This is a genomic window from Aeromonas enteropelogenes (assembly GCF_020097295.1).
GTDB classification, from domain to species: Bacteria; Pseudomonadota; Gammaproteobacteria; order Enterobacterales; family Aeromonadaceae; genus Aeromonas; species Aeromonas enteropelogenes.
Genome location: NZ_CP083625.1, coordinates 540001 through 564713, shown reverse-complemented (window position 1 = coordinate 564713; position 24713 = coordinate 540001). Strand labels below are relative to the sequence as shown.

General features: G+C 60.2%; 25 protein-coding genes. 18 read left to right on the top strand and 7 right to left on the bottom strand.

Going from position 1 to position 24713, the window contains the following annotated elements:
- Positions 1–244 precede the first annotated feature (244 nt).
- The 10 genes from putP (at position 245) to rpoS (ending at position 8544) form a co-directional block, all read left to right on the top strand.
- On the top strand, positions 245–1762 hold the full coding sequence (gene putP, locus LA321_RS02550) for a sodium/proline symporter PutP (protein ID WP_042071305.1): 1518 nt from the start codon (positions 245–247) through the stop codon (positions 1760–1762).
- Between the two features lie 204 nt (positions 1763–1966).
- Entirely contained in the window at positions 1967–2284 is a 318-nt protein-coding gene (ftsB, locus tag LA321_RS02545) for a cell division protein FtsB (RefSeq protein WP_026458807.1), read from the top strand.
- The gene (gene ispD / locus LA321_RS02540) at positions 2277–2969 is read left to right on the top strand and encodes a 2-C-methyl-D-erythritol 4-phosphate cytidylyltransferase (RefSeq protein ID WP_042071307.1); all 693 of its coding nucleotides are present in this window, start codon (positions 2277–2279) and stop codon (positions 2967–2969) included. Before ftsB ends, ispD begins: the two co-directional genes overlap by 8 nt.
- Before the next feature lie 40 nt (positions 2970–3009).
- Positions 3010–3486: a 2-C-methyl-D-erythritol 2,4-cyclodiphosphate synthase gene (gene ispF / locus LA321_RS02535; protein WP_042026884.1), complete on the top strand. Its 477-nt coding sequence runs from the start codon at positions 3010–3012 to the stop codon at positions 3484–3486.
- Entirely contained in the window at positions 3486–4544 is a 1059-nt protein-coding gene (gene truD, locus LA321_RS02530; protein WP_042071309.1) for a tRNA pseudouridine(13) synthase TruD, read from the top strand. The genes ispF and truD overlap by 1 nt, the downstream gene beginning before the upstream one ends.
- A complete protein-coding gene (gene surE / locus LA321_RS02525; RefSeq protein WP_042071311.1) occupies positions 4525–5271 on the top strand; it encodes a 5'/3'-nucleotidase SurE in 747 nt (248 codons plus the stop codon). The genes truD and surE overlap by 20 nt, the downstream gene beginning before the upstream one ends.
- A 4-nt stretch (positions 5272–5275) precedes the next feature.
- Positions 5276–5893, top strand: coding sequence for a protein-L-isoaspartate(D-aspartate) O-methyltransferase (locus LA321_RS02520; RefSeq protein ID WP_026456796.1), 618 nt, complete (start codon positions 5276–5278; stop codon positions 5891–5893).
- Positions 5890–6471, top strand: a complete 582-nt coding sequence (locus LA321_RS02515; protein WP_026456795.1) for a YqaA family protein — start codon at positions 5890–5892, stop codon at positions 6469–6471. The genes LA321_RS02520 and LA321_RS02515 overlap by 4 nt, the downstream gene beginning before the upstream one ends.
- A gap of 9 nt (positions 6472–6480) precedes the next feature.
- Entirely contained in the window at positions 6481–7515 is a 1035-nt protein-coding gene (locus LA321_RS02510) for a LysM peptidoglycan-binding domain-containing protein (protein ID WP_042026880.1), read from the top strand.
- A gap of 45 nt (positions 7516–7560) precedes the next feature.
- Positions 7561–8544: an RNA polymerase sigma factor RpoS gene (gene rpoS, locus LA321_RS02505; RefSeq protein ID WP_026456793.1), complete on the top strand. Its 984-nt coding sequence runs from the start codon at positions 7561–7563 to the stop codon at positions 8542–8544.
- 77 nt (positions 8545–8621) lie between these two features.
- Here the strand turns inward: rpoS and LA321_RS02500 are convergent, their stop codons facing one another.
- Entirely contained in the window at positions 8622–9659 is a 1038-nt protein-coding gene (locus LA321_RS02500) for an alkene reductase (RefSeq protein WP_042071313.1), read from the bottom strand.
- A gap of 200 nt (positions 9660–9859) precedes the next feature.
- Between LA321_RS02500 and LA321_RS02495 the strand changes: the two genes are divergently transcribed.
- Positions 9860–10426 (top strand): TetR/AcrR family transcriptional regulator, encoded by a 567-nt coding sequence (locus tag LA321_RS02495; RefSeq protein ID WP_042071315.1) that lies wholly within the window; start codon positions 9860–9862, stop codon positions 10424–10426.
- Positions 10427–10482: 56 nt separating this feature from the next.
- Here the strand turns inward: LA321_RS02495 and LA321_RS02490 are convergent, their stop codons facing one another.
- Entirely contained in the window at positions 10483–11436 is a 954-nt protein-coding gene (locus LA321_RS02490; protein WP_042071318.1) for a LysR family transcriptional regulator, read from the bottom strand.
- A gap of 144 nt (positions 11437–11580) precedes the next feature.
- Between LA321_RS02490 and aguA the strand changes: the two genes are divergently transcribed.
- The gene (gene aguA / locus LA321_RS02485; protein ID WP_042071320.1) at positions 11581–12678 is read left to right on the top strand and encodes an agmatine deiminase; all 1098 of its coding nucleotides are present in this window, start codon (positions 11581–11583) and stop codon (positions 12676–12678) included.
- A 168-nt stretch (positions 12679–12846) separates the two neighbouring features.
- A complete protein-coding gene (locus tag LA321_RS02480; RefSeq protein WP_042071322.1) occupies positions 12847–14550 on the top strand; it encodes an amidase in 1704 nt (567 codons plus the stop codon).
- Between the two features lie 108 nt (positions 14551–14658).
- Here the strand turns inward: LA321_RS02480 and LA321_RS02475 are convergent, their stop codons facing one another.
- The gene (locus LA321_RS02475) at positions 14659–15585 is read right to left on the bottom strand and encodes a DUF2971 domain-containing protein (protein WP_082043403.1); all 927 of its coding nucleotides are present in this window, start codon (positions 15583–15585) and stop codon (positions 14659–14661) included.
- A 171-nt stretch (positions 15586–15756) separates the two neighbouring features.
- On the opposite strand from LA321_RS02475, the gene LA321_RS02470 reads away from it, so the two are divergent.
- Positions 15757–16704 (top strand): transposase, encoded by a 948-nt coding sequence (locus LA321_RS02470; protein ID WP_042071324.1) that lies wholly within the window; start codon positions 15757–15759, stop codon positions 16702–16704.
- A 421-nt stretch (positions 16705–17125) separates the two neighbouring features.
- Here LA321_RS02470 and LA321_RS02465 read toward each other — a convergent pair whose 3' ends face one another.
- The 3 genes from LA321_RS02465 to LA321_RS02455 form a co-directional block, all read right to left on the bottom strand.
- The gene (locus tag LA321_RS02465) at positions 17126–18373 is read right to left on the bottom strand and encodes a DEAD/DEAH box helicase (RefSeq protein ID WP_042071328.1); all 1248 of its coding nucleotides are present in this window, start codon (positions 18371–18373) and stop codon (positions 17126–17128) included.
- A 49-nt stretch (positions 18374–18422) separates the two neighbouring features.
- Entirely contained in the window at positions 18423–19928 is a 1506-nt protein-coding gene (locus LA321_RS02460) for a GGDEF domain-containing protein (protein ID WP_042071330.1), read from the bottom strand.
- A gap of 141 nt (positions 19929–20069) precedes the next feature.
- Positions 20070–20534: a hypothetical protein gene (locus LA321_RS02455; RefSeq protein ID WP_042071333.1), complete on the bottom strand. Its 465-nt coding sequence runs from the start codon at positions 20532–20534 to the stop codon at positions 20070–20072.
- 197 nt (positions 20535–20731) lie between these two features.
- Here LA321_RS02455 and LA321_RS02450 point away from each other — a divergent pair, with 197 nt between their 5' ends.
- Entirely contained in the window at positions 20732–21643 is a 912-nt protein-coding gene (locus LA321_RS02450) for an SAM hydrolase/SAM-dependent halogenase family protein (RefSeq protein ID WP_042071336.1), read from the top strand.
- Positions 21644–21706: 63 nt separating this feature from the next.
- Here the strand turns inward: LA321_RS02450 and LA321_RS02445 are convergent, their stop codons facing one another.
- Entirely contained in the window at positions 21707–22267 is a 561-nt protein-coding gene (locus LA321_RS02445; protein WP_026457421.1) for a gamma carbonic anhydrase family protein, read from the bottom strand.
- Between the two features lie 229 nt (positions 22268–22496).
- On the opposite strand from LA321_RS02445, the gene LA321_RS02440 reads away from it, so the two are divergent.
- The 3 genes from LA321_RS02440 to LA321_RS02430 all read left to right on the top strand — a co-directional run bounded on the left by LA321_RS02440 (position 22497) and on the right by LA321_RS02430 (position 24531).
- A complete protein-coding gene (locus tag LA321_RS02440) occupies positions 22497–23138 on the top strand; it encodes a ribonuclease T2 family protein (RefSeq protein WP_042071338.1) in 642 nt (213 codons plus the stop codon).
- Positions 23139–23200: 62 nt separating this feature from the next.
- On the top strand, positions 23201–23488 hold the full coding sequence (locus tag LA321_RS02435) for a Pathogenicity locus (protein ID WP_042071341.1): 288 nt from the start codon (positions 23201–23203) through the stop codon (positions 23486–23488).
- The gene (locus tag LA321_RS02430) at positions 23485–24531 is read left to right on the top strand and encodes an NAD(P)H-dependent flavin oxidoreductase (protein ID WP_042071342.1); all 1047 of its coding nucleotides are present in this window, start codon (positions 23485–23487) and stop codon (positions 24529–24531) included. Before LA321_RS02435 ends, LA321_RS02430 begins: the two co-directional genes overlap by 4 nt.
- The last annotated feature ends 182 nt before the right edge of the window (positions 24532–24713 follow it).

The following is a 24713-nucleotide window of genomic DNA, read 5'->3' as shown; positions in this document are numbered from 1 at the left end:
CACCGATATGCCAGCCAGATGGAGGCGTGTCTGGAGTGGGGGCTGCGAGGCCACTGCCGCAATATAAAATAGTGACTTATCCCCTTGTCCTGGAGGATATGTTGATGCACAAAGGTTTTTATTGTGTTTTGTGTTTGTTAAAAATGATTGAGCTCACGGGATCTGCTGATTAAGCTATGGCGGTTTTTAAGGAAAGAGCCCGTCGGTAGAGCGGGCCGTCACGCTACATGAAACGGAGTTTTGAATGACAGCTAGCACACCCATGTTAATCACCTTCCTGGTGTACATCCTCGGGATGGTGCTGATCGGTTTTATCGCCTATCGCGCCACCCGCAATTTCGACGACTACATCCTCGGCGGCCGCCGCATGGGGAGCTGGGTCACCGCCCTCTCCGCCGGTGCTTCCGACATGAGCGGCTGGCTGCTGATGGGCCTGCCAGGCGCAGTCTTCATCAGCGGCATCTCAGAGAGCTGGATCGCCATCGGTCTGGTCATCGGCGCTTATCTCAACTGGCGCTGGGTGGCCGGCCGCCTGCGGGTCCACACCGAGAAGAACCGCAACGCCCTGACCCTGCCGGATTACTTCACCTACCGCTTCGAGGATCACAGCAAGGTGCTGCGCATCCTCTCGGCCCTGGTGATCCTGCTGTTCTTCACCATCTACTGCGCCTCCGGCGTAGTGGCCGGTGCCCGCCTGTTCGAGAGCACCTTCGGCATGGATTACAACACCGCCCTCTGGGTCGGTGCCGCAGCCACCATCACCTATACCTTCTTCGGCGGTTTCCTCGCGGTGAGCTGGACCGACACGGTGCAGGCGACCCTGATGATCTTCGCCCTGATCCTCACCCCTGTGTTCGTCATCATCGCCGTGGGCGGCATCGACAGCGCCATGGTGGAAGTGGCGGCCAAGAGCGCCAGCAACCTCGACATGTTCAAGAACCTGGACGTGATCGCCATCGTCTCCCTGATGGCCTGGGGTCTGGGCTACTTCGGTCAGCCGCACATCCTGGCGCGCTTCATGGCGGCAGACTCCCACCACTCCATGGCCAGCGCCCGTCGCATCAGCATGACCTGGATGATCTTCTGCCTGGCCGGCGCCGTGGCCATCGGCTTCTTCGGTCTGGCCTACTTCGGCCGCTTCCCGGAAGTGGCCGCCGGCGTTACCGGTAACCCGGAGCGGGTCTTCATCGAGCTCTCCAAGCTGCTGTTTAACCCCTGGATTGCCGGCGTGCTGCTCTCCGCCATCCTGGCGGCGGTGATGAGTACCTTGAGCTGCCAGCTGCTGGTCTGCTCCAGCGCCATCACCGAGGATCTCTACAAGCCGTTCTTGCGCAAGAACGCCTCCCAGCGCGAACTGGTGTGGGTCGGCCGCCTGATGGTGCTGGCTATCGCCCTGGTGGCCATCGCGGTCGCCATGAACCCGGAGAACCGGGTGCTGGGGCTGGTGAGCTACGCCTGGGCAGGCTTCGGTGCCGCCTTCGGCCCCGTGGTACTCTTCTCCGTGCTGTGGCCGCGCATGACCCGCAACGGCGCCCTGGCCGGCATGCTGGTCGGTGCGGTTACCGTCATCGTCTGGAAGCAGTACGGTTGGCTGGGTCTGTATGAGATCATCCCGGGCTTCGTCTTCGCCAGCATTGCCATCGTGATTGGCAGCCTGCTTGGCGAAGCACCCTCCAAGGCCATGCTGGAGCGCTTCAACGAGGCGGAAGAGGAGTTCAACACCCCGGCTGCCAGCGAAGGAGCCCCGGTCGCGGTCAACTAATCTTCGAGGCAGTCTGACGCCCCTCGGCCCCGCCCCGGTCAGGGAGTACCGCTTCGGTACCCTTGTCCCGGTTTGGCGGGGCTTGTTGTTATCTGGTTCATCTTCGGACTTTTTTTATGCGCTAACCCGGGTTCCCGGGTGCTGGCTTTCTTTTGTCTTGCCACCGAATATGGGACACTAGGCCCCCTGAAGGAGACCTAGAGCATGCGCCTATTCACCCTGATCCTGCTCCTCCTGCTGGGGGGCCTGCAATATGACCTCTGGCTGGGGAAGAACGGGCTGTCCGATTACCAGAACCTGTCGGATGCGATCTCGCAACAAGAGCGGGACAACCAGGCCCTCAAGGATCGTAACGACCTCATTTACCGCGAAATAGATGATCTCACCTCGGGCCTTGAGGCCATCGAGGAGCTGTCGCGCAACGATCTGGGTTATATCAAGCAGGGGGAGACCTTCTACCGGATCATCCCCAAAGAGAAAGACAAAGAGACAGTACCGGACGATGAGCCCTACCATGACTGATGCAAGCCGCGCCTTCGGTCTGACGGCGATTGTGCCGGCCGCCGGGATTGGCAGCCGGATGGGGGCCGACTGCCCGAAGCAGTACCTGCAGCTGGCGGGGCAGACTATTCTGGAACACACCCTGGCGCGCCTGCTCTCACATCCTGCCATCGAGCGGGTGATAGTGGCGCTGGCGCCCCATGACCCCTGGTTCGAGAGCCTGCCCGTCGCCGCCGATCCCCGTGTCATCCGGGTCGAAGGAGGCGCCGAACGCGCCTTTTCTGTTCTCAATGCCCTCCAGGTGGCCGAGGGGGAGTGGGTGCTGGTGCACGATGCCGCCCGTCCCTGCCTGACCCACGGGGATCTCGATGCCCTGATTGCCACCGCCATGAACTGCGGTGGGGCCATCCTCGGCAGCCGGGTGCGCGATACCATGAAGCGCTCGGATGCCGCGGGCAACATCATCGCCACCGTCGAGCGTGAACAGCTGTGGCATGCCCTCACCCCGCAGATGTTCCCCACCCGCACCCTCAAGCGGGCGCTGGAAGAGGGGTTGATGCTGGGGGCCACCATTACCGACGAGGCCTCCGCCATGGAGCGGGCCGGTTTCCCGGTGCGCATGGTGGAAGGGCGCGCCGACAATATCAAGGTGACCCGGCCGGAGGATCTCTCCCTGGCCGGGCTGTTTTTAAGCCAGCAGGCATAGCCCGCGAATTCGAACAAATAGGCCCAAACAAGGAGCGCACATGATCCGGATTGGACATGGTTTTGATGTACACAAATTTGGCGGGGAAGGCCCCTGCATGCTGGGCGGGGTCGCGGTGCCGTATGAACAGGGTCTGCTGGCTCACTCCGATGGGGATGTGGTGCTGCACGCGGTGAGCGATGCCCTGCTGGGCGCCATCGGCGCCGGTGACATCGGTCGCCACTTCCCCGATACCGCCGCCGAATTCAAGGGGATCGACAGCCGCATCCTGCTGCGGGATGTCTTTGCCCGGGTGCAGCGGGCGGGTTATGCCATCGGCAACCTGGACGTGACCATCATCGCCCAAGCCCCCAAGATGGCTCCCCACATCGATGCCATGTGCGCCGTGCTGGCTGCCGATCTGCAGTGTGATTTGAACCGGGTGAACGTCAAGGCGACCACCACCGAACAACTGGGATTCACGGGGCGCAAGGAAGGGATCGCCACCGAAGCCGTCGTCTTACTGGTGAAACAATAATGTTGGAACAGCTTAACTATCTGCACGGAACCCCCACCGCCCACGGCATCCTCAAGGCCGAGGCCAGCGATTTCGTGGTGATCGAGGATCTCGGGTTCGAGCCTTGCGGGGAAGGGGAGCACATCTTCGTGCGGGTGCGCAAAACCGGCGAGAACACCGCCTGGGTGGCTGGGCTGCTGGCCGATGCCGCCGGGGTCGCGCGCAATGCAGTGACCTGGGCAGGCCTGAAGGATCGCCACGCGGTGACCGAGCAGTGGTTCGGCATCCACCTGCCGGGCAAGGCCGAGCCGGACTTGTCGGTCATCGAGAGCGACAGCATCCAGATTCTGGAGGCCAAACGCCACAACCGCAAACTGCGGGTGGGCTACCTCAAGGGCAACCACTTCACCCTGCGCCTGACCGGTTTGACCCGGGCCGACGGGCTGGAGTCCCGCCTGCAGGCCATTGCCGCCCAGGGGGTGCCGAACTATTACGGCGAGCAGCGTTTTGGCCGGGAAGGCAACAACCTGGAAGCGGCCAAGGCGATGTTTGCCGGCAAGCGGATCAAGGATCGCAACAAGCGCTCCCTCTACCTCTCCGCCGCCCGCAGCATGCTGTTCAACTCCATCGTCAGCGCCCGCATCGAGCAGGGGCTGGCACATCAGCTGCTGGCCGGTGACTGCGTGATGCTGAGGGGCAGCCAATCCATCTTCAGCGAAGAGAGCGTGACCCCCGAGCTGGCAGCGCGCCTCGCCGCCGGTGACGTGCAGCTGACCGCCCCCATGTGGGGTCGCGGCCGGCTAGCGAGCCAGGGAGCAGCAGCCGAATTCGAGCAGGGAGTGCTGGCGCCTTACAGCGACTGGTGCGAGGGGCTGGAGAAGGCCGGGCTGGATCAGGACAGGCGTCCGCTGCTGCTCAAGCCGGAACAGATGAGCTGGCAGCTGGAAGGCGATGCGCTGACCCTGTCGTTCTTCCTGCCGGCGGGCGCCTTTGCCACCAGCGTGGTGCGGGAATTAATGCAGGCCGAAGAGGCCGATCATGGTTTCAGGAAGCAGACCGATGCGAATTCTGGTCAGTAATGACGATGGTGTGCATGCCGAGGGCATTCGTGTCCTCAGCGAGGCGCTGGGCGCCTGTGGTGAGGTCATTGTGGTGGCGCCGGATCGCAACCGCAGTGGCGCCAGCCACTCCCTGACCCTGGAAGTGCCGCTGCGGGTCACCCGCATCGGCGAGACCGGGTTTCATGCGGTGAAGGGGACGCCGACCGACTGCGTGCATCTGGCAGTCAACGAGCTGGTCCGCCCTGAGCCCGACATGGTGGTGGCGGGGATCAACCACGGTGCCAACCTGGGGGATGATGTCATCTACTCGGGGACGGTGGCGGCCGCCACCGAGGGGCGCCACCTGGGGTATCCCTCCATCGCCATCTCCCTGGTGGGCAAGACCCATTTCGCCACGGCAGCCCACTATGCGGCCCTGCTGGTGAAGGGGTTGATGAAGTATCCGTTGCCTGCCGACAAGATCCTCAACGTCAATGTGCCGGATCTGCCCCTCGACCAGATCAAGGGGATCAGGGTGACCCGCCTTGGCAACCGCCACCGGGCGGAGTCGGTGATTTGCACCGAGGATCCCCGCGGCCAGCCCATCTACTGGATTGGCCCCCCCGGCAGCCAGCAGGATGCGGGAGATGGCACAGACTTTGCCGCCATCGAACAGGGTTATGTCTCGATTACCCCCTTGACCATCGACATGACTGCCTACGACAGTCTGGCTGGGCTGGGTGCATGGCTAGATATGCAGGGATGAGGGTGTGATAGTTCAGCGCCTTTTAAATCAACTCATTGCACAGGATATTCGCGATTTTCGCGTGTTGGCGGCGATCGCGAAAGTGCCGCGCCAGCTGTTCGTGGACGAGGCCATGGCGCACAAGGCCTGGGATAATACCGCCCTGCCCATCGGCCACGGCCAGACCATCTCGCAACCTTACATGGTGGCGCGGATGACCGAGCTGCTGATGCAGAACAATCCGGCCCACGTGCTGGAGATTGGCACTGGCTCTGGGTACCAGACGGCGATCCTCGCCCATCTGGTGGAGCATGTTTACACGGTCGAGCGGATCAAGTCGCTGCAGTTCCAGGCCAGGCGCCGTCTGCGCCAGCTCGATCTGCACAATGTCTCGGCCAAGCACGGCAACGGCTGGCTGGGTTGGCCCAGCAAAGGGCCGTTTGATGCCATTCTGGTCACCGCCGCGGCGAGCGAGATCCCCGCGGCCCTCACCGACCAGCTGGCCGAAGGGGGGCGTCTGGTGTTGCCGGTGGGCGACAAGCAGCAAACCCTGCAACTGATTGAGCGCGCCGGTTCCCAGCTGACCAGCCGGATCCTGGAGCCGGTGCGCTTTGTTCCCTTGATAGATGGAGATGTTGAGTGAAGCTGTTTTCCCGTTTGTACGTGATGGTGATGCAGTGGGCGCGCCACAAATACGCCCCCTGGTATCTCTCCGTCACCGCCTTTATCGAGTCGGTGTTCTGGCCCATCCCGGTGGATGTGATGCTGGCCCCCATGGCGCTGGCCAAGCCGCACAAGGCGTGGCATTTCGCCACCCTGGCGACCCTCTTCTCCGTACTGGGCGCCCTGTTTGGCTATGCCCTGGGTTATGCCCTGTGGGATCCTGTGGTCCAGCCCCTGGTGGCCTCCGTCGGTTACGAAGGCAAGATCGCCATCGCTCGCCAGTGGTTCGAACAGTGGGGCATCTGGGTCATTTTTATTGCCAGTTTCACGCCCATCCCTTACAAGGTATTCACCGTGACCGCCGGACTGTTGCAAATGGCTCTGGTGCCCTTCATCATCACCTCGCTGATCGGGCGTGGTATGCGCTTCTTCCTGGTTGCGGGCCTGATGCGCTGGGGCGGGGAGAAGATGGAACGCAAGCTGATGCACTATGTGGATGTGCTCGGTTGGCTCTGTATCGGTCTGGCCGTCGTGGCCTATTTCTGGTTTAGTCGTTAAGGATCCATTATGCGTTCGCGTATTTGGCAAGGAAGCAGTGTGGTCATGCTCTCATGGCTGCTGCTTGCCTGCTCCTCCAGTAAAAATGCGGCTCCGGTGGATGGTGTGGGGGGCGACCCCTTTGTCTCGACCATCCCGGTTCGCCAGGCGGGGACTCCGAACCGCGCGCCCATCACGGGCAGCAGCTATGTGGTAAAGCGGGGAGATACCCTCTACTCCATCGCCTTCAATTCGGGCAATGATGTGCCGTCGCTGGCCAGCCTCAACGGCATCAGTCCTCCCTACAACATCTATCCGGGCCAGCAGCTGCGCCTCGATGCGTCCAGCTCCGGCGCCATGGCCAGCCGCAGCACCAGCACCTATCAGGTACGCCGTGGCGATACCCTGAGCAGCATTGGTCGCCAGTTCGGTACCACGCCCCAGGAGCTGGCCCAGCGCAACAATCTGAGCGCCCCCTATGCGCTGCAACCGGGCCAGGTGCTCACCGTACAATCAGCCGCCAATACGGCTCCCCAGATGGTGGCGGCCACCAAACCTGTGACCCAGCGTCCGGCAGGGGCGAGTGGTAGTGCTGGTCAGACCACGCCGTTCGTTTCTCAGAAATCCGTTGCCGAGGCTCCACCGAAAGCATACGCTCAGGCAAAAGAACAAAAAACAACCAGCTCCCAGTCACGACTGGCGTGGCACTGGCCCGCCAAAGGCCGGATTGTTGAAGGCTTCTCCGTTGCCGAACAGGGCAACAAGGGGATCGACATTGCCGGCCAGAAGGGGCAACCCGTCTACGCCGCCAGCGGCGGCAAGGTGGTGTATGCCGGTAGTGCACTGAGGGGTTATGGCAAGCTGATCATCCTCAAGCATGATGATGACTATCTTTCCGCCTATGCCCACAACGACGAGTTGAAGGTACGGGAAGGGGATAGCGTCAAGGGGGGAACAGTGATTGCCAACATGGGCAGCACGGACGCGCCGGATGTGCGATTGCATTTCGAGATCCGGTACAGAGGCAAGTCGATCAATCCGATGAGCTATTTGCCAAAGCGTTAATCCCAGAGAGTCTGTCTTACTCTGGTAACGTCAGGGAGACACACCATGAGCCAAGAACAACTGGTAATGCAGGATGCAGAATTAGAGTTTGACGCCGAATCCGAGTCTCAAGAGGTAGAGGAGTTGCAGGAGGTAGCCGCCGAGGCGGAAGAGACTATCTCCGATGAGTTGCTGGCACCGGAACTGAACAAGGTGATGGACGCCACCCAGCTCTATCTGGGGGAGATTGGCTTCTCCCCCCTCCTCACCGCCGAAGAGGAAGTCTATTACGCCCGTCGTGCCTTGCGGGGTGACAAAGCCGCCCGCAAACGCATGATCGAGTCCAACCTGCGTCTGGTCGTCAAGATTGCCCGTCGCTACAACAACCGCGGCCTGGTGCTGCTGGATCTCATCGAAGAGGGCAACCTCGGTCTCATCCGTGCCGTCGAGAAGTTCGATCCCGAGCGCGGCTTCCGTTTTTCCACCTATGCCACCTGGTGGATCCGCCAGACCATAGAGCGGGCCATCATGAACCAGACCCGCACCATCCGTCTGCCCATCCATGTGGTCAAGGAGCTGAACGTCTATCTGCGCACCGCGCGCGAGCTCTCCCACCGTCTCGACCACGAGCCGACCGCTGAGGACATCGCCCAGGCGCTGGATCGTTCGGTGGATGACGTAAACCGCATGCTCAAGCTCAACGAGAAGATCACCTCGGTGGATACCCCCATCGGCGGCGATCGCGACAAGGCGCTGCTGGACGTGCTCTCCGATGAGCGCGGCATGGGGCCCGAGCTGGAATCCCAGGATGACGACATGCGCGCCAGCATTGTGCACTGGCTGGAGGAGCTGAATCCCAAGCAGCGTGAGGTGCTGGCCCGCCGTTTCGGCCTGCTCGGTTACGAGCCTGCCACCCTAGAAGACGTGGGGGCCGAGATTGGCCTGACCCGCGAGCGGGTGCGCCAGATCCAGGTGGAGGGGCTGCGCCGTCTGCGGGAGATCCTGCTGAGTCAGGGGCTCTCCATCGAAGCGCTGTTTCGCACCAACTAACAGTCGGCAATAGCAATGACATTGAGGGGAGCCATGGCTCCCCTCGTTGTTATCTGCACTTTGCAGTGGCTTGCCAGTTACACCAGTTCCGCCAGCATGGTCTCGGCATAGGGCACCAGCGCCTCGCCATTCTTCACCTTGTCGAGATAGTCCGGGTTGGCGATCAGCGGTCGGCCGATGGCCACCAGATCGAAGCGCTCGGCCTTGATGGCCTGTGCTGCCGTCTCGGCGCTGTAGTTGCCAACCCCCACCAGATTGCCCTGATAGTGGCTGCGCAGGTAGTCGGAGGCGCGGCCGTCCAGATAGTCAAAGGTCAGGCTGTCATCGAAGATCCCGAGATGGATATAAGCCAGCGTGCGCTGGTTCAGCTCGGCCAGCAGATGGTCAAACACGGCGCGATCTTCCGGGCTGCCCGCCAGGTGAACATAGGCCCCAGGGGAGAGGCGCAGGCCGACCCGCTCACCACCGATGCGCGCGCTGATGGCATCCACCACCTCCAGAGCGAAGCGGCTCATGTTGGCCGGATTGCCACCGTACTCATCGCTGCGCAGGTTGGAGGAGTGGTGCAGGAACTGGTCGATGAGGTAGCCGTTGGCGCCGTGGATCTCGACCCCGTCAAAGCCCGCCTCGATGGCGTTGGCGGCGGCCTGGGCATAGTCCTGCACCAGCTGAGCGATCTCGGCCAGGGTCAGGGCGCGAGGTACCTGATAGGTCAGCTCGCGCATGCGCGGCACTGTGCCTTCATGGGCAACTGCAGAGGGGGCCAGCACCTCGCCGTGGTGGAAGAAAGGGTGGGAGAGGCGACCCACATGCCACAGCTGGGCGAAGATCTTGCCACCCTTGGCGTGCACGGCGTCGGTCACCTTCTTCCAGCCCTCGATCTGGGCCTCGCTGAAAAGACCCGGGGTGTTGGGATAACCCTGACCGTCCGGGCGAATGATGACGGCTTCCGAGATGATGAGGCCGATATCGGCGCGGCGGGCGTAGTAGGCCGCCATCTGCTCGGTCGGTACCAGGCCGGGGCCCGCCATGCAGCGAGTCAGGGGCGCCATCATGAAGCGATTGGCGAGGGTGATGGTGTCGTTGAGACGATACGGCTGAAACAGGGTGTTCATGATAGATTGTCCTGAGCGAGTTATTCTTGAATGTGCATTCAATTCGTTTTTGCGGACGGGCGCAAGCTTTTTTTGAATGCTCATTCAACATGGTTGGCCTTGCCCTGCTGCTGGGGTAAACTTGCCGCCCTTTGCCAAGCACTCTTGAATCGGCAGGTATTTGCGCCCTTGCCGGTGAACCATTTCCCAGGGGAGGAGCCATGCGTATTGCCGAGTTTGATCGGGACGAGGTGTTGCGAAACGCCATGGAGGCATTTCGTGCCAAGGGATATGCCAAGACCACCATGCAGGAGCTGGTGGCCGCTACCGGCCTGCACCCGGGCAGCATCTACGGCGCCTTTGGCAACAAACGCGGCTTGCTGCTGGCGGCGGTGGATCACTATGTGGAGGGCAAACGTGCCCAGCGCCGTGCGCTGCTCGACAACCCGAGCCCCCTGGCTGGGCTGGCCGCCTATCTCGAGCGGGTGGTGAGTGAGGCCCTCTGCGGGACCTGCCTGGTGACCCGTACCATGATGGAGCTGAGTGAGCAGGACGAGGAGCTGATCCAGCGAGTGAAGGTCATCTATGGCGAAATGGAGCAGGATCTGGCGGCGCAGCTGAAACAGGCCCAGGCTCTCGGTGAGCTGGCGGCCGAACGGGATATCCCGACCCTGACCGCCTTCTTGCTGATCAATATTCAGGGCCTGGTCACCTTTGCCCAGTGCCGCCCGGATCGCCCCCTGCTCGACGGGGTCGTCACCCAGCTGATCAACGCCCTGCGAGCGTGATGAGACGCAGCAAAAAACAATGGCTCCCTAGGGAGCCATTGTTGTTTAGGAGGCTGTTACTCCGGACTCACCAACTCCTTCATCAACTCTTTTAGCCACACCAGCGCTGGTTGCTGCGCATGCACGGGGTGCCAGACGCAGTTGAGGTGGTAATCGGGCACATCCTGTGGTAGCGGCAGGCTTTTCAGCGGCCAGTGGCTGGCAAGCAGCTCAGCCACCATGCTCGGCAGCACCAGCAGGTGGTCGCTCTGGCTGACGATGGCGGCGGCGGACATATAGCTCTGGCTGTTGACCGAGATGGTGCGGCCAAAACCCAGGCTCTTGAGGTAGCGATCCAGGCTCGCCTCCGAGGTGCCGAGCGGCGAGTGGAATACGTGGGGCATCGCGATCAGCTGCTGCAGGGTGATGCGTTCCGCCCAGCTGGAGGGGTCATCCTCTACTCCTGCGAGGGCCGATTTGGGGATGGACAGATCGGCGCGCACCAGACCGGCCAAGGGCTCGGTAAGCCAGGTCTCCTTGCCCAGATACCCCGGCACCTGCATGTATTCGTCAAACCCCAGCACCAGGTCTATCTCGCCGCTCGCCAACTCGGCTTCGGGCAAGGTGTCGCGCAGGATGCGGATCTCGATGGTGACCCCGGGCGCCAGCACCTTGAGGCGCTGGATAAGGGGCGGGATCAGTACGCACTCCACATAATCCGTGGTGCAGAGCACAAAGCGCCGCTTGGAGTGGAGTGGCTCGAACTCCTCTTCTTCACTGAGCTGTTGCTCCAGCAGCCGCAGCGCCTGCTGTACCCCCAGATGCAGCCGCTGGGCGCGCGGCGTGGGCAGCATGCCCTGCGGGGTGCGCACCAGTAGCGGGTCGCCGAAAAAAGTACGTAGCCGGCCGAGGGCGTGGCTCATGGCAGGCTGGCTGATAAAGAGCGTTTCGGCGGCGCGGGTGACGCTGCCCTGTGTCATCAGGGCGTCAAAGGCGAGCAGCAGATTGAGGTCGAGCTGGTGCAGTTTCATCAAGATTATTTGCAGTGTTTATGGGACAATCCATCCTATTCATTTGATGGATGGGCGTACAACTTTTTACACTGCGACCCACTCTTATTTTTCCCAGGTTCCCGTGCAAATAGGGGGGCCTCAATCCATGCAAGGAGCCTTGCGATGAGCATCAAGACCATCAACTCCACTCCGGCCGCCGACGGCTTCACCATGCCCGCCGAGTGGGCGCATCAGCAAGCTGTCTGGATGATTTGGCCGTTTCGCCCGGACAACTGGCGCGTCGCCGGCCGCTTCGCGCAGGCCACCTTCGCCAAGGTTGCCGACGCCATCGGGCAAGCCACCCCGGTCTTTATGGGTGTTCCTGCCCAGTTTATGGAGCAGGCGCGCGCCGTCATGCCCGCCCACGTCACTTTGGTCGAGATGAACAGCGATGACTGCTGGGCCCGCGACACAGGTCCCACCATAGTCACCAATGCGGCCGGTGAGTGCCGCGGCGTGGACTGGGGCTTCAACGCCTGGGGCGGCCACAAGGGCGGTCTCTACTACCCCTGGGATCAGGACGAAAAAGTGGCGGCCCGGATGCTGGAACAGCACGGTATGGATCGCTACGACGCGCCGCTCATTCTGGAAGGGGGCTCCATCCACGTCGACGGCGAAGGCACCTGCATGACCACCGCCGAGTGCCTGCTCAACGAGAACCGCAACCCGGATCTCACCAAGGAGCAGATCGAAGCGCACCTTCGCGACTATCTGGGCGTCACCAGCTTTATCTGGCTGGACGAGGGCGTCTACATGGACGAGACCGACGGCCATATCGACAACATGTGCTGCTTCGTGCGCCCGGGTGAGGTGGCCCTGCACTGGACCGACGACGAGACCGATCCCCAGTACGCCCGCTCCCTGGCCGCCCTCAAGGTGCTCGAGGCCGCCGTCGACGCCAAGGGTCGCAAGCTCAAAGTATGGAAGCTGCCCCAACCGGGCCCGCTGTTCTGCACTGAGGAAGAATCCGCCGGCGTCGAGAGCGGTACCGGTGTGCCGCGCGAAGCGGAAGGCCGTCTGGCTGGCTCCTACGTGAACTTCCTTATCACCAACGATCGCATCGTCTACCCGCTGCTCGACGCCGCCACCGACGGCGAGGCCCAGCGCATCCTGGAAGAAATTTTCCCGCAGCATAAAGTGGTCGGCGTGCAGGCCCGCGAGATCCTGCTGGGCGGTGGCAATATCCACTGTATTACCCAGCAGATCCCCTCCGGCAAATAAGAATCGGTTCCAAGCCAGCCGAGGTTGGTGTTCAAACCCCACGCCGTGGGGTTTTATCTCTCGATAAGTGGGTGGCCGAACATACTACCCTCGCAAGCAATCACAACGCGGTGTCTGCCAAGCTGTGCGGATATCGTCACACCGTCACCCTTTTACAGGAGATCCCCAATGATCGAAGTGACTGAAGTTTCCATTGCCGAGCTGCGTGCCGCGCTCGAATCCGGCCGCACCACAGCGGTCGAACTGGTCAAGGCCTACTTGGCCCGCATCGAGGCCTATGACGGCCCCGAGACCGACACCAAACTCAACGCAATCGTGGTGCGTAACCCCGATGCCCTGAAAGAGGCGCAAGCGTCCGATGCCCGCCGCGCCCGTGGCGAGACCCTGGGGCCGCTGGACGGCATCCCCTACACCGCCAAAGACAGCTACCTGGTCAAGGGGCTGACCGCCGCCTCCGGCAGCCCGGCGTTCAAGGATCTGGTGGCCCAGCGTGACGCCTTCACCATAGAGCGCCTGCGCGCCGCCGGTGCGATTTGCCTGGGCAAAACCAATATGCCGCCCATGGCCAACGGCGGCATGCAGCGCGGCGTCTATGGCCGCGCCGAGAGCCCCTACAACGCCGACTACCTGACAGCGCCCTTTGCCTCCGGCTCCTCCAACGGGGCCGGCACCGCTACCGCAGCCAGTTTCGCCGCCTTTGGGCTGGCTGAAGAGACCTGGTCGAGCGGCCGGGGCCCGGCCTCCAACAACGGCCTGTGCGCCTACACCCCGTCCCGTGGCGTCATCTCGGTGCGCGGCAACTGGCCGCTGACCCCGACCATGGACGTGGTGGTGCCCTACGCCCGCACCATGAGCGATCTCTTGGCCGTGCTGGACGTGGTGGTGGCCGACGATGCCGACACCCGTGGCGATCTGTGGCGCATGCAGCCCTGGGTGCAACTGCCCAAGGCGTCCGAGGTGCGCCCGGCGTCCTATCTGGATCTGGCCGCCAAGCCCGAGGCCCTCAAGGGCAAGCGCTTCGGCGTGCCGCGCATGTTTATCAACAAGGATGAACTGGCCGGCACCAGCGAGCACCCCGGCATCGGCGGCCCGACCGGTCAGCGCATCCACACCCGCGAGTCGGTGATTGCCCTGTGGGAACAGGCGCGCCAGGCGCTGGAAGCCGCGGGCGCCGAGGTCATCGAGGTGGACTTCCCGCTGGTCTCCAACTGCGAAGGGGACAGACCCGGCGCACCGACCGTGTTCAACCGTGGCATCGTGAGCCCTGAGTTTCTCAATGACGAGCTGTGGGAGCTCTCCGGCTGGGCGTTCGACGACTTCCTGCGCGCCAACGGCGATCCCAAGCTCAATAAACTCGCCGATGTCGATGGGCCCAAGATCTTCCCCCACGATCCGGGCACCCTGCCGAACCGCGAGGGCGATCTGGCGGCCGGCATGGACGAATACGTCAATATGGCCAAGCGCGGCCTGAAATCCTGGGATGAGATTGCCACAGTGCCGGACGGTCTGCGTGGCCTTGAAAAGACCCGCAAGCTGGACTTGGAAGACTGGATGGACGGACTCAAGCTCGACGCCGTGCTGTTCCCCACCGTCGCCGACGTCGGCCCGGCCGATGCGGATGTGAACCCGGCCTCCGCCGATATCGCCTGGAGCAACGGCATCTGGGTCGCTAACGGCAACCTCGCCATTCGCCATCTCGGCGTGCCGACAGTCACCGTCCCCATGGGCATCATGACCGATATCGGTATGCCGGTGGGCCTGACCTTCGCCGGTCGCGCCTATGACGACAACAACCTGCTGCGCGTCGCCTCGGCCTTCGAGTCTACCGGCAGCAAGCGCAAGGTGCCGCCGCGGACGCCGCCGTTGGGGTGATTTGTGTTGTGAGTTAAATATCTCTGGGTAATTCCGAGATAAAAAACCACCCGTTATGCGGGTGGTTTTTATTTAAATGTATTATTGGTTCGGCATTTCCATCTTATGTTAACCAAAAATTTCCACGCCTGAATATGCTACCTTGGGTAAGTGGACGCTCCACTCGCAATTTTCGTTGTAAGGTTGTTTAATCAGGTTGGCACTTTTGTTTGTTAATACCATTTCATAGTACTTTATACTTGGTTGTCGACCTTCCATCATTTTTATAATCGTATGCCTTATTTCAGCTGGGCATCGGAGACCAAACGTGATTTCCTCTAACATTAGGGGAGAGTTTTGAAGACCAATGTTACTTATCAGTCTGTATTCTTTTTCATATTTCCACGTTCTGCTTTTCTTTAAGAGGATTTCATTTTCTATGATGGTTTGTTCATCTTTATCATTTTTAACAAATGCATTGTAAAGTGATGATGTTTTTATCACGCCATGCTTGCCATATATCACAGGTTTGATATCAGGAATTGGTTTTCTATTATTGCTATATCCAATGCAGATACCTTTATGTTCATCACCATAATGGCTCCACATTAGCATGTTTTTCCCATCTTTCGAAAAACAGAAAACACCTCTACTGTAATGTTCCCTTAACTCTGAAAGTATATTTGAAGTTAATATTCCAGTTTCAGCATCCTCAGGTGTACAGGTATACTCTGGATCGGTTGAGTTATAACTTATTCTATTTAAGTCATCTATTACTATAGATTTTGCCATTTCTTCCAGTAAGGGTTTTATTTTTTCTTCAATGTCTTTACCTCTAATGTTCTTTTCTGCATTTTTAAGTGTTCTAGGAAACTTTAGCCACGCATATATTTCTCTTAGCTCTTCAATTGAAGAATTATTCTCAATGGAGAACATTTTGCAGTCAAGTGGGTCATTAAAGGTTGCGGGTGAAGCATAAAATATTTTATCCCAACAAAGAGATTCTATTAGGTTAGTATTCATTGCCCTGTATTTGTAGAAAATTTCTTTCTTCATCACCGTGCCTGCACATTTTAGTGAGTAATTTTATGCATCATAATATGATTTCATATTTATTTTCTAATCTATTGGCAAGATTCTGGGATGGCAAGATTCTGGGACACCCACCATTTTGACAGGGGCGTAGCAGTCTGCTTGGCTTGAAACATCACTGCCGAGGAACTTGCCATGACCATCGCCCGTTCACGTCAAATCAGTCTGCAGGATACGCCCTACTACCACGTGGTGAGCCGCTGCGTGCGGCGGGCTTTCCTGTGTGGGGAAGATGCCCACTCGGGGCAGAGCTACGAGCATCGCCGTCAGTGGGTGGTCGACAGGCTGGGCCAGTTGTCGCGACTTTTTGCCATCGGCATCTGCGCCTATGCCGTGATGAGTAACCACTACCATCTGGTGTTGAAAGTGGATCCAGAGCAGGCGCAGGGCTGGAGTGAGCGAGAGGTGGCCGAGCGTTGGGCCGGGCTGTTCCAGTGGCCATTGCTGGTCCGCCGCTGGTATCAGGGGGATGTCCTGATTGAGCCAGAGCTCACGGTGGTACAAGGGCTGATAGAGGAGTGGCGTGGGCGACTCTACTCCATCAGCTGGTTTGTGCGCCTGCTCAACGAGGGGCTGGCTCGCCAAGCCAATCAAGAAGATAGCTGCAAGGGCCACTTCTGGGAGGGGCGCTTCAAGAGTCAGGCCTTGCTGACGGAATCGGCGCTGCTCGCCTGTATGGCCTATGTAGAGCTAAACCCCATTCGCGCCAAGCTGGCCGACCGGCCAGAGGAGAGCGACTACACCAGCATCAGCCAGCGCTTGGGTCGTACCCAGGCCACCGAACTGCCACCCCTGCTGCTCCCGTTTGCTCAAAAGGGTGAACCCAGGTCACTCCCCTACACCCTCACCGACTATCTGATTCTGGTCGACTGGACCGGCCGTGCCATTCGGGGTGACAAGCGGGGTTATATTCCCGAGGCGCTTTCCCCCATCTTGCAACGGCTGCAACTCGACGGTGAAGACTGGCTCAAGCAGGTGATGCTGTTTAAACGAAGCGGTATCCGGGCCATCGGTCACGGTGTGGCTCGTGAGCGCTACGCCCACCACTGTGGACAGCGACGATGTCATCAACCAATTCACTGATTTCACTCCAAACCCACCTGCAACCTGGTATGTCCCATGACACCAGTATCATTGGCTGGCCGTTATCTGGCTCTTCTTTCGGCGCCTTCCATATCTCGCCCTGAAATGGTGACGATTCTGGCTATATCCTGCTGAAACCACACCACCAGCCGATTAGTTCGGTCTTCACTACAGAGATAAGTAGAAAGATGGGTGTCCCAATTAAGAGGCCCTTCTTTCGGCGCCTTCCATATCTCGCCCTGAAATGGTGACGATTCTGGCTGTATCCTGCTGAAACCACACCACCAGCCGATTAGCTCGGTCTTCACTACAGAGATAGGTAGAAAAGTGGGTGTCCCGAACAAGGGTGTCCCGAACAAGAGGCCAAAACGCCAGTAACAAAAACGCCCGATTGGGCGTTCTTTTTTATGGAGGCGGGGTGTTAGCGTCGTCCTTTGCTGCCTTTATTGCCCCCCAGAGCCTGGCGTCTGGCCTTCTGCTTCTGGGCCCCCTTGCTATTGCGGCGCGGGGTAGGGATATCTCGGGTCAGATCTGGCTCAAAGCCCGGGAACCACTGCTGGGGCAATCGGGTGTCGAGCACCGCCTCGACTTTTTCCAGCAGTGGCGTTTCCTCCGGGCTGAACAGTGTGATGGCGAGTCCCTTGTTGCCGGCGCGACCGGTGCGGCCGATGCGGTGCACGTAGTCCTCGGCCACAAAGGGAAACTCCATGTTAATCACATAGTTGAGATCGCTGATATCGAGGCCGCGTGCCGCCACGTCGGTGGCCACCAGGGCCTGCAGGGTGCCAGCGCGAAACTCGATCAATACCTTCTCCCGCGCGCTTTGCGACAAGTCCCCGTGGAAGGCGAGAGCATTGATGCCCGCCTTGCCAAGCTGCTGGGCCAGCTTGTCGGCTCCCTGGCGGGTGCGGCTGAAGATCAGCGTCGGCGCCCACCCCTTCACCTTGATAAGGTGCTGCACCAGCTCCACCTTGCGATCTCTGTCCACCGCATAGACACGTTGCTCCACCTCGGCCGCCGTGGTGTTGCGCGGTGCCACTTCAATCAGCTTCGGGTCGCGCAGCAATACCTTGCTCAAGGCAAACAGGTTGTCATCGCAAGTGGCGGAGAAGAGCAGGGTCTGGCGATCCTTTGGCAGGTGTTTGAGCAGCGCCTTGATTTCGTCCATAAAGCCCATGTCGAGCATCCTGTCGGCCTCGTCAAACACCAGATGGGCCACAGATTCCAGGCTCACTGCTCCGTGGCGCAGATGATCGAGCAGACGACCCGGGGTGGCGATCAGGATATCCACACCCGATTTGAGTGCCTCCACCTGGGCGGCGATGCTGACCCCGCCGTAGACGAGGGTGCTGGTGAGATCTGTGCCCTTGGCATAGCGCGCGACGCTCTCTTGCACCTGCACCGCCAGCTCGCGGGTCGGTGCCAGCACCAGGGCGCGCACCGGTCGGGTGTCACTGGTGGGCATCTTTTGCAACTGTTCAATTAGCGGCAGCACAAAGGCGGCGGTTTTGCCGGTACCGGTCTGGGCGCCGGCCAGCAGATCCCGCCCCGCCAGAATGGCGGGGATCGCCCGAGCCTGGATGGGGGTGGGGGCGGCATAGCCCAGCTCGTTCAGGGTCTGAAGCAGTTGGGGGGAGAGAGCCAGTTCGGCAAAAGAAGCAATAGACATAAGGGCACCAGATAGGGGTTATCGCGGCCGGCGGCCACGACAGAAACAGTCACAATGGCCGCGATGGTAGCAGAGCCGCCTCATCGGCAGAAGCTGGCTGGGCAGAGGGCTCGCGGATCAGGCGGATCTCCTGCCCCTCATACCAGGCGATATTGTGCTTGCCATGCTGTTTGACGTGATAGAGCAGCTCATCGGCCAGGTGCACAGCCTCCGAGACCGTCAGATAGTCGCGAATGCGGATGATGCCGGCCGAGAAGGTGATGGGGGTCGGCAAGGCAGGGATCGCCAGTGGCTTGGCCAGCAAGCGGGCCGCCGAGTGGCGCATCATGTCGTCATCCCCCATCCCCTTGAACAGCACGATAAACTCTTCGCCTCCCCAGCGGATGGCGGTATCTATCTTGCGGGTATTGTCCTCCAGATGGCGGGCGAAGGCAGCCAGCGCTTGATCGCCCGCGTTGTGGCCATAGATGTCATTGATTGACTTGAAGTTGTCGATATCCAGCAGCATCAAGTAGTCGTGCTCGTGTAACCGTGCCGGGTTAAGCACATCGCGCCTTGGCAAGCGGGTCAGCTGATCGGTATAGGCCAGGGTGCGCACGCGCTGGTAGAGCTGCTTGCCGATGACCATGATCAGCAGCAACAGGATCAGATAGACCTTGAAGGCGGCACTGTGCAGCGTCACCTTGATGAAGTCGAGCCAGGAATATGCCCATTTGAGGTAGAGAATGGTCCCGGCCTTGGTGCGCATAAAGGGCTGGCTCAGGCAGATATGTCTGGCGGGGCAGGGCTTGGCAGCATCAAAGGAGATCGCGGTGCGTGTCGGGTTGAGTTCGTTGAACGGGCGCAACACATCCTCGAAGGCTTTGTCGACGGCGATGTCGATCCCGAGCAACCCATATTTGGCATCGCTTCTCTTCTGCTCCAGCACGAAGGGGAAGAACATCACTATGGTGTTGCGCAGGGTGAAACTGTCAACCTCGATATCCGAGACGAACGCCTCGTCCTTGCTGCACAGCTTGTGCTTGGTGATGAAGTCGGTGCAGCCAAAATAGTGATGCCAGGGCGCAAACGCCCTCATATTGGAGCCAATGGGCGTCAGTTTGGTCGGCAGCACATCGTCATTGGCCACCATGCCGAGCAGCCGGTAGTCATTCCAGATGGTGTAGATATTGATGACCTCCGGATAGGAGAGGGCATAGCGGAAGGTGTTGAGAATATTGGCGGCCGGATATTGCAGCGGGATATCGGCAAAGCGGGCCTTGCTCTCGATATCGTAGCCATAGAGGTAGTTGGTGCCCTCTTCACTCTTGGGGTTCCCTTGCTCCAGAGCGTGGTGCTGTTCGAGATAGTGGGTGATGTTCTCCACCTTGAGGATCTTGGCTCGCTGGTAGAAAACCTCGAACACGTTGTCTTGCTTGGCCGTGATGAGGTCCATGTCGTGGCGGATGTTCAGATAGGTGTAGTAGAACACGCAACCAAGGCCGGTCAGGATGAGCAGGATCACTCCCAGCAGTGCCGGTTTGGGATGATGAAAGCGAACCTGGTTCCGGATCATGGCCGGGGCTTCTCCTCGGGAATGAGTGTGATGAGTCAAGTACAGCACTGATCGGAAATGAAGTCCGTGTGGCTGGAGTATATGCCACCGGCACCCCGCTAGAATCCACTGTCAATCCTTGCCCCAGGCTGAAGCGATCGGTTATTCGATGAGGATGACGCTGTCGCTGGCCAGATGATGCAGCCACTCCCGGATGATCAGCAGCGTTGCAGCAAAATCGGCATCCCGTGGCAGCTGGCTGGCGGCGAGGGGATCCCCTTCCGCCATGGCGGCCAACTGGCCGAAGATCAGCTCGATGTGCTCCCGACTCAGTTGGTGCGCCCCCAGCACCGGCGCCAGTGAAGGCTGGCTGCGTACCGCCAGCGGCACTCCGGGCGGGATCCGGGGGGCGATGCGCATCAGCTCATCCTCCACCACCATGATGGCGCGCTCCAGTTCGAGCGGGGTGGGCGGGGCATGTCTAAAGGGCCCGGGCTGGATGGCGCGAATGCCAAAGGCCAGCGAAATTGGGGCAAGGGTGGCGTCCCACAGATCAAGGCGGACCTGGCTGCTCTTTTCACCGATCTCCAGTAGCAGGCAGTCAGTGCGGGGTGTGGATAGGGGCATAGCAACGCCTCCTGCAGTGAGCAATGTGGGGTGGTCAGTTGATTGAGGGTATCGACTGGCCGTTTGATGAGCAATTTTTCTGCGAGCCAGGACTCACTTTACGGCTTTTTCCTTGCAAACGATCCCGATGGTGACAGTCTGGTTGGCCAAATGGTGTCGCCATTTTCTTCGTTTCCACCAGATTCAGGAGATTCAATATGGACATTCGTACTGCACCTCGCGCCCTTGCTCTCGCCTTTATGTTGGCCAGCGGTGTCGCCGCCGCCAACGAGGCACTGGTGTTTCAGACCGATTTCGGTCTCAAGGATGGCGCCGTGTCGGCCATGAAGGGGGTGGCCTTCGGGGTGGATCGTACCCTGCCGCTCTATGACCTGACCCACGAGATCCCGGCTTACAATATCTGGGAAGCCTCCTACCGCCTCTATCAGACCCTGCAATATTGGCCGAAGGGTACCGTTTTTGTCAGCGTGGTGGATCCCGGCGTGGGCACGGATCGCAAGTCAGTCGTGCTCAAGACCAAGAGTGGCCACTATATCGTCTCGCCGGACAACGGCACCCTGACTCTGGTGGCCGAGCATTTCGGCATTGATCAGGTGCGCCAGATCGATGAGAAGCACAATCGCCTCGAGGGGTCCGAAAAGTCCTATACCTTCCACGGTCGCGATGTTTACGCCTATACCGGGGCCCGGCTTGCCTCCGGCACCATCAGTTACGAGCAGGTGGGGCCCAAACTGCCCGCCGAGGTGGTGACTATCCCCTATCAAGCTGCGGTGGCCGAGAAGGATGGCACCCTCAAGGGCACCATCCCCATTCTGGATGTGCAATATGGCAACGTCTGGACCAATATCGACGACGCCCTGTTGACCAAAGCCGGGATCGACAAGGGAGACACCGCCTGCATCGCGATTAGCCAAGGGGATGTCGTCAAATATGATGGCAAGGCCCCTTACGTCAGCAGCTTTGGCGATGTGCCGGAAGGACAGCCGCTGGTTTACCTCAACAGCCTGTTGCAGGTCTCTGTGGCCCTCAACATGGATAGCTTTGCCACCAAATATCAGGTGGAGTCCGGGTCCAACTGGCATATCAGTCTGAAGAAGTGTTCACCATAAGCACGAACCATAAATAGCAACGGGCGCTGCGGCGCCCGTTTGTCATCGCAGGATTGGCCTGCCTCAGAACTCGTTGGAGAGCGCCTTGTAGCCTTTGACCAGATCGATGTTGGTGTGGGCCACGTCTTCCGAGAATTCGGCGGCATCGACCGACACCCGGGGGATGTGGGTCAGATCACTCTGCTGGTTGATGCGGGTGGTGGAGGGGACATAAAACTCCGGCGGCAGATCGCAGCCATCGATGACCGAGTTGTGACGTACCACGGCGCCGTCACCGATATGGCAGTTGAACAGCACGGTATTGAAACCGATGAAGACCCGGTTACCCACCTCGCAGGGGCCATGCACGATGGAGCGATGGGCGATGGAGCTGTATTCGCCTATGGTGACGGCAGCGCCGGATTTGGAGTGGATCACCACCCCGTCCTGAATATTGGAGTTGGCGCCGATGATGATGGGCTCCATGTCGCCGCTCTCATCCACCTCGTCGGCACGGATCACCGCATAGGGGCCGACGAACACATTCTCTTTGATGATCACCTTGCCGCAGATGATGGCGGTCTTGTCGATATAGGCAGATTCGTCGATGACCGGCAGGTGGCCGGAGGGATTCTTGCGGATCATGTTACATCCTGTGGTTGCCATGAAGGATTGTCAGCTGGTGGACGGGGAGTCTACCGGTTGGCCAGCTTACGCCTCGATATCGCCTTGGGAAACCCCTCACTGGTCTGACCCTTGTCACGTTCCGGCCCGGGGTGGCTGTTGCCTGCCGCTTTAATATGGGAGCATGGGTCAACAGGGGTGACATTTGGAGCATCCCCAAGCGCAAGTGGCTGCGAGGAATAACACCAAAATGAAGAAGATGATTGGGTTGCTGATGGGAGGCCTGCTGTTCTCCGCTGCCGTTCAGGCCAAAGGGGAGGCGGGGGAATTTGACTATTACGCCATGGCGCTCTCCTGGTCGCCGCAGCATTGCGCGGTAAAACCGGCCGATCGGGAGCAGTGCTCCCGCCAGCTGGGATTCGTGCTGCACGGGCTTTGGCCGCAATATCAGCGGGGCTACCCGAGCAACTGCACCGGCGAGCAGCTCTATCCCGGGATGGAGGAGGCCTTCCCCGGGCTCTATCCCAGCCGTTTTCTCTATCGCCATGAGTGGGAGAAGCACGGCACCTGCTCCGGTCTCACCCAGCAGCAGTTCCATCAGCTGGCCAGCGATCTGCGCCAGCGGGTGAACATCCCGGCCGCCTATCAGTCCCCCGAGGTGCCGCTGCGCAAGAGCAGCTTCCAGCTCAAGGCGGATCTGGCCACGGCCAACGACTGGCTGGCGCCGGACACCATCACGATCGCCTGCGCCGACGGGGGGCGTTTCCTGCGGGAGATCTATGTCTGCATCAATAAGGAAGGGACGGAGGCGGTTCCCTGCTCGGACGAGATGCAAACACGGGAGCGCCGCTCCTGTGGCCAGCCGGACTTCCTGCTGCGCAGCGTTCGTTGATACCCCCACATCAGGCTCCTCGCGGGCCTGATAAACACCACCTTCGGAAAGGAATCTGAACCATGGGCGAGATGAAACAGTTTTCGGCGCAGGACCGTGGCCTGCTGCTCGGCGTAAAGGGAGTCGGGCCTACCGTGATTGGCCGGCTCGAACAGCTGGGCTATCACAGTTTGAGTGAACTCGCGAAGGCCGATAGTGGCCATATCGTCACGCTGGTGGCCGGTATGCTGGGCTCGACCTGTTGGCAGAACAGCCCGCAAGCTCGCGCGGCCATTGAGGGCGCCATTGTGCTGGCTCGTCGCCAGAGCGCCGACACTCCTCTCCAGGCCAACGAGGAGGCTCGCCCATGAACCAGTTTGTCGAACTGGGGCTGCGTTACCCCATCATTCAGGCACCCATGGCGGGTGTGCAGGATCACCGCCTGGTCATCGCCGCCTGCCGTGCCGGCGCGCTGGGCTCTCTGCCAGCCACCATGCTCAATGCCGAACAGCTATATAAAGCACTGACGGCCATCCGCGCCGCAACTGACGCTCCCTTCAACGTCAATTTCTTCTGCCATCGGCAAGCTGACCCTGACCCGCAGCAGATGCTGCGCTGGCAGCAGGCTCTGGCACCTTACTACGCAGAATTGGGGATCAGTGCAGACGAGGCAGTAGCAGCCCCAAGCCGGGCTCCCTTCAATGCCGAACATGCAGCCCTGCTTGCAGAGTTCAAACCGGCGGTCGTCAGTTTTCACTTCGGCCTGCCCGAGCCCAAACTGCTGGCCCGGGTGAAAGCCATGGGGGCGTGCGTACTGGCCAGTGCCACCACAGTGGCCGAGGCGCAGTGGCTGGCCCGCCATGGTACCGATGCCATCATCGCCCAGGGGCTGGAGGCCGGCGGCCACCGTGGCCATTTCCTCTCCGACGATCTCGACCTGCAGCAGGGCACTTTCACCCTGTTGCCGCAGATAGTAGAAGCAGTCGATCTGCCGGTGATTGCCGCAGGAGGGATCGTCGATGGTAAAAGCATTCAGGCGGCGCTGGCGCTGGGGGCGAGCGCGGTGCAGATGGGAACGGCATTTTTGTGCAGCCAGGAGGCCACCACCTCGGCGCTGCATCGGGCGGCGCTACATGCTCCCGGCAGCCATCATACTGCCCTGACCAATCTGTTCAGCGGCCGTCCGGCCAGAGGCATCGTCAACCGCCTGATGCAAGAACTAGGGCCCCTGTCAGACTTGGCGCCCGATTTCCCCTATGCCGGTGGCGCTCTGGCGTCGCTGCGTGCGGTGGCAGAAAAAGCGGGAGACAGCAGCTTCTCGCCATTGTGGGCTGGGCAGAATGTGTCGGGTTGTCGTGAGCTACCGGCCGGGGAACTGATCGCCCGTTGGGTGCAGGAAGCCGGATTGGCATAAGCCTTCTATATTCGGAGTCCATCTGCTGAGCTGGGTGGACGGGCTAGGGGAGTACCGCATTGCTGCATATTTAATCTAAAAGCAGATTGGCTGTGGATAAATTTGTATAAACCCTGTGCGTTGATATGAATAACTAAAAAAGTGCGCTTTTTTGCAATTTTATTTCATTGAGGCCCTTGCCA